This is a genomic window from Gilliamella sp. wkB171 (genome assembly GCF_001693755.1).
Lineage (GTDB): Bacteria > Pseudomonadota > Gammaproteobacteria > Enterobacterales > Orbaceae > Gilliamella > Gilliamella apicola_F.
In genome coordinates, this window is the sequence record NZ_LYST01000005.1 from 1 (window position 1) to 3,523 (window position 3,523).

Sequence of the window (3,523 nt, forward strand, 5' to 3'; positions counted from 1 at the left end):
GTATTTTATTAGGTAATGACTTAATTTTTGTATATGCTAAATTTAAATTTTTCTTAACAAATAAATTTTCTGGTAATATGTTAATACTTAGGTATTCTAAATTTAGATCACCGTTAACAATCAAATTATTAGGCAATGTTTTAATTTTAGTATATCTTAAATCTAAATCATTATGAATATAAATATATTGGTCTCTTATATTAAATTTAATTTTTTTCTCATTGAGAAAATCAAAAAAAGCATTCAAAACATATATCCTTTAACTAATACCATGTTAATTTTTTATACATAACTGAAAATAATAATAAATTTTAAGTAATGTATGTTTATAGATGCACTAGCTGTTCCTAACTATAAAGGTGTGGATAAATTTTTTATATAATATAGAGTATTATTGCAATTTAAAATAAGTAATAAAGATCTAATTAATACGTTTTTTATGGGTAGAGTTGTTCTTCATAACCATTAGAATATTTACTCGTTATTTTAACTAATTCACCTTTGTTGTATTCAAAAAAATTGGTAAAGCATGTACACTCATTTGTTTCATGTTGTCTGATTTTAACATTTATCTCTGTAAGCTTATCATTATTATAAATATATTCCGAAACTCCATATCCATATTTAGAATAATTTATCCAATATTTTACTTGCTTTTTTTCATTTATCAAAAATGAAATATTACGTACATTATTTGTACCACTTGCAAAATAGATTGATTCAATATGATTTTCATCATAAAAATAGTACTCTTTATTAACAATATTTTCTGATTGACCATAAATTTCAGTTAAAAGCAAATTATTATTATTATCAAAGTAATATACATGTGTATAATCGATATTTTTTGGTAATGTCTTTAATTCTCTACCCTTTTTGAAACCATCTAGCTGAAAATCAAATGGTTTAATATTAACACTTGGACCTTTAGATATTTTTTTATATGCAAATTCTGACAAAGCATTTTGATAATATTCATCATTTATTTTTTTGGGAGACAACATAATATTTTCATATTTTTTCTTAAGGATATTTATTATGTTAACTAAATTCAATTTCCCTAGTTTAATATTTAAATGTTCCATTTAATAGCTCCTTACCTATCTTTATCAATTCATTAGTGAATTCATCAGGGTCATTTATATTTATAAGTCTATTATAAACATTCTCCATATATATATCAGTATGAACTTTAGAATGAGCAATTGCTTTAGTTTGTGCCTTTGCTTTATCTTTAGAAGAAGTCGGTAAATATGCCCCATTTTCAATTGAATTTTTATCCACTTTTAGCACTTCCATCTTATCTCTAAGTTTTACCATTCTTACATCTTGTGAATTAGACATAACAATATGGTGTGCTGAATAATTATAGTTTGGCACAGGTACATGCGCATTTTTCATATTAGTACGTAATTTTTTAGCATCTGTACCACAACTCCATCCCCACGGATCAATCCACATCAGTGAGTTAGGCGCATACTGATACAGATTAAACCCACCCAATAGCCCAATCGGGTCCGGCTGCGTGAATCTGCCTATATCCGGGTCGTAGTACCTGAAGGTATTGTAATGTAAGCCCGTTTCTCTGTCTAAATACTGCCCCTGATACCTTAGGTTCTGTTGTATCTGGCTGTGTTCGATTTCCTGTATCGGCTTGCCCCACAGCTGATAGCTGCATGCCCATACAATGTGACCGTCTTCATCAGTAACACCATTGACGTCGGTGTAGTAGTACAGCACTTTTTGTTCCGTACCGGTGGTGGTCTATTCTCTGGCTAAGGGTTCATAGCCGCTTTCATCAGTGTAGATATAGACGCTTTTGCTTCTGACAGTACGGGTTTCCTGAATCATTCTTAGTCCGTCCCACAGGAAACGGGTACGGTTGCAGGCTTTGCCCGCCCGGTCTATCTGGTGTTTTTCGATACGTCGGCCTAAGGCATCGTAGATGTAAACGTGGTTTTGATTTGGTCAATTTTTTTGCGATAAGGATTTTTGCCAAATGGTTGGCTACATTTGCTATCTAACTATGGCAATCGCGCCTTAAACACTATAAATTTTTAAAATTATCAGTCCTCGAGATCTTTTAACCATTTTTGATATCTTTCTGGATCCTTTGCAATCAATGTTTTTAATGTTTCAAACGCTTCTTTTACCCCTGAAGGATCAGTTTTATATTTATTGAATACAAAAATAATTCCCTCTGCTAGGGTATCAAGAATGTAATATATTTGTTGAGTAAATGAATTAAACGTTTTATAAGGTATAAAAATTGTGAAATAAACTACTTTGTTTTTTGACGATGTTGTAGGGCCGTAGACTAAATTTTTGTTTTCTTGTGTAGCAGATATGGTAAAAACTAATTCGTAATCTGTTGTTTTAAATAATTTATCATAATGTGGAAGCGTTTTGTTTAATTTATTGAGATTTATTCTCAATGGCTTTAAAACCGTATTAGTAATATCATAGTTGACTTCTACTTCAGCATATAATTGTAAAAAATCAATTTTCATTTACATCGTCCTTTCGGTATAACTCTTCATCTGCATCATAGTTTTCGGCAAGATAAGATCCTTTATTTATATATTTTTTATCATTTTTTGTATAACAATAATATAATTTTGTTTTTTTTATTAATCTACTAATAAATTTAATCCCTTTTCATAATCATTTTGTTATATGACACTTAATTTAAAGTTACAATGTCACATTTATTTAAACAATCAATTAACAATATGAGTTTTTTTGAATTTAAGTATGGGTCTTAATCGTGTAAAAATGTGGCTAACAGTTAGTCTGTTTTTTGACTAAGTAAAATTCAGTTACGTTTTTGTTAAAAACAATACTGTTAATCATCCTCTTTAGCGAAGCGAATAGCTTCTTTTACTCTTCTATTTTTCTTATTTTTAGCTAAAAATGCATCACTATTTAGAATGTTTATCAACTGTTCTTTTCCTAATATCTTTTTGATATTTGTTAACATAATTTCCAGATCTGAAACTTGATCATTAATATGATCAGATAAATCCATTGATAGATAACGATCTTCAAGCAAGGATAAAGCACGATTGGGGTTAATTCTTAACAACAACTCAAATGCTGGTAATTGAAAGATGCGACATTTTATTAGGTTTTCCAACAAAAACGTTGCTTTTGAAACTTCTACCTCATCGATAAAATTATTTTTTCCATATTTATCCGTTAGTTCAATCCACAATTTTTTATATAAGGATTCAAATCTTTCGAGTGTATCAACAAGCATTTACGATCCCCTTATGAATAATCAACATATCTTATATTTTGCTAATTAGTTGCCTTATTGCTTAATAATTATCTTTTCAAGACAAACTAATAGCAGATAGATTTATTTTCAATGTGATTAATTTTTGTTTTATTATGGTAAATAATATTTACGGCTAGAGCTAAATTTATAACACTAATTCAATAAGTTAAATGTAAATACAACTTTTAACATTATAAATCTTTTCAATCATTTTAATGCATAATAATGACTGCAATTTTCGGT

4 protein-coding genes and 1 pseudogene are annotated in these 3,523 nt (G+C 28.6%); all 5 read right to left on the reverse strand.

Going from position 1 to position 3,523, the window contains the following annotated elements:
* A pseudogene (locus tag A9G03_RS12610) lies at positions 1-247 on the reverse strand (hypothetical protein); the annotation flags it as partial.
* A gap of 190 nt (positions 248-437) precedes the next feature.
* Positions 438-1,085 (reverse strand): hypothetical protein, encoded by a 648-nt coding sequence (locus tag A9G03_RS00220; RefSeq protein ID WP_065798080.1) that lies wholly within the window; start codon positions 1,083-1,085, stop codon positions 438-440.
* Positions 1,066-1,740, reverse strand: a complete 675-nt coding sequence (locus tag A9G03_RS12615; RefSeq protein WP_065798081.1) for an RHS repeat-associated core domain-containing protein — start codon at positions 1,738-1,740, stop codon at positions 1,066-1,068. Before A9G03_RS12615 ends, A9G03_RS00220 begins: the two co-directional genes overlap by 20 nt.
* Before the next feature lie 326 nt (positions 1,741-2,066).
* On the reverse strand, positions 2,067-2,510 hold the full coding sequence (locus A9G03_RS00230; protein ID WP_065798082.1) for a hypothetical protein: 444 nt from the start codon (positions 2,508-2,510) through the stop codon (positions 2,067-2,069).
* 335 nt (positions 2,511-2,845) lie between these two features.
* Positions 2,846-3,259: a hypothetical protein gene (locus tag A9G03_RS00235; protein WP_218837045.1), complete on the reverse strand. Its 414-nt coding sequence runs from the start codon at positions 3,257-3,259 to the stop codon at positions 2,846-2,848.
* Positions 3,260-3,523 lie beyond the last annotated feature (264 nt).